The sequence below is a fragment of the Hoylesella timonensis S9-PR14 genome, from assembly GCF_000762405.1.
Taxonomy (GTDB): Bacteria; Bacteroidota; Bacteroidia; order Bacteroidales; family Bacteroidaceae; genus Prevotella; species Prevotella timonensis_A.
In genome coordinates this window covers 1-1,359 of record NZ_JRPQ01000111.1, presented here as the reverse complement: position 1 = coordinate 1,359, position 1,359 = coordinate 1, and the positions used below count along the sequence as shown (strand labels likewise).

Genomic DNA, 1,359 nt, shown 5'->3' with positions numbered 1-1,359 from the left:
TCACTACTGTCCACGAAATTCCTTTAACATTTCAAAAAGTAACAAATTGATAGTTATCTATCAAAAATGAGGCAGAGCTGCTGGTATTTTCCTTCAGTAAATTCTTCCTCTTTCTGTTCAATGAGCAAGTCACACAATGGCATTTTTGTCAACAATGCCGTGCTCAAAATTCTCAGAACATCATAGGTTTGAAGCTTTAGGCCCATACATTCTTGTACGATAACGACAAGACAATATGCAATGATAGCTGCATAAATTTGTATTTTCACAGCATTCTCCGAGGTTCCATAAAACTCTTTGATGCGCAGATGTTGCTTCAGCCATTTGAAGAACAGTTCTACTCTCCATCTGTATTTGTAAAGCAGAGCAACCTGTTCCGCTGTAACTTCAAAATTGTTCGTGTAAAATACAAATGTCCTATTATCATCATAGTCATAGAATACCACTCGTCGAAGTTTATTTGGATATTGCTTCTTAGTCTTGTGTCCCTTGAAACGTATAATTTGGTCAGCCATAATTCCAGATGAAGGGTTGTTGTATTCTTTATCCTCTATGACCTCTAACGACATTTTATGCTTCTCTCTCACGACAAAGTAAGCTTCTGCTCCTTCTATTATATAAAGTTTCTTAGTTGCCATATACGCCCTGTCAAATATGTAGAAACTCTCTTTTTCATAGGGAATTAGCTCCATTACTTGAGAATCGTGAACTGAAGCGTCTGTAATGACAGAAAATGTCGGAATGTCTGTCTTCACATCATACAGTTCATGCAATTTCACTCCTCCTTTCCCATGATGCAGTTTAGTCCACCAGTATACAGAAAGGCACAATGATATTGTTGAGGAGTCAAACGCATAGACATTGTTCGATATGAAGAAGTCCTTGGCAACTCCACGTTTCTCTCTTGCTATGGAAACCATCTTGTCTGCAAACTCTTGGAATATCTTGACTTCGCGTATTTCATTAGCTTTGCTCAAATTACTCCTACTGACATTCTTTCCAAAACCAAGATGGTGGAACGCTGATTTGAATGGAGTGATGGTCACAATAAGGTCTCGCAATCCCTCACGATTGGACAACTGACCAAATAGAAGAACCATCAGATGATTCCAACAAGTGAAACTCTTCACATATTTGTTGCCTTCATACTTTTTTACCAACCATTTGAAATGGTCTGTCGGGAGAAAGTCGCACAGCTGTGAAAATACGTATCGACCTTTGTTCATAAGTATCTGCTTTCAAATTGTAATTTGTGGCAAAGATACTCTTTTCAAAAGTAGGGAGTCTATTTTATCTCCTATAAGCTTGTATTTATAGGAGCTTCAAGAAATTGTTAAAAGATTATCGTGGACAGTAGTG

1 protein-coding gene is annotated in these 1,359 nt (G+C 37.7%); it reads right to left on the bottom strand.

Annotated features, from left to right (window positions below):
* Positions 1-53: 53 nt before the first annotated feature.
* The gene (locus HMPREF9304_RS07160) at positions 54-1,226 is read right to left on the bottom strand and encodes an IS4 family transposase (RefSeq protein ID WP_036927817.1); all 1,173 of its coding nucleotides are present in this window, start codon (positions 1,224-1,226) and stop codon (positions 54-56) included.
* Between the last annotated feature and the right edge of the window lie 133 nt (positions 1,227-1,359).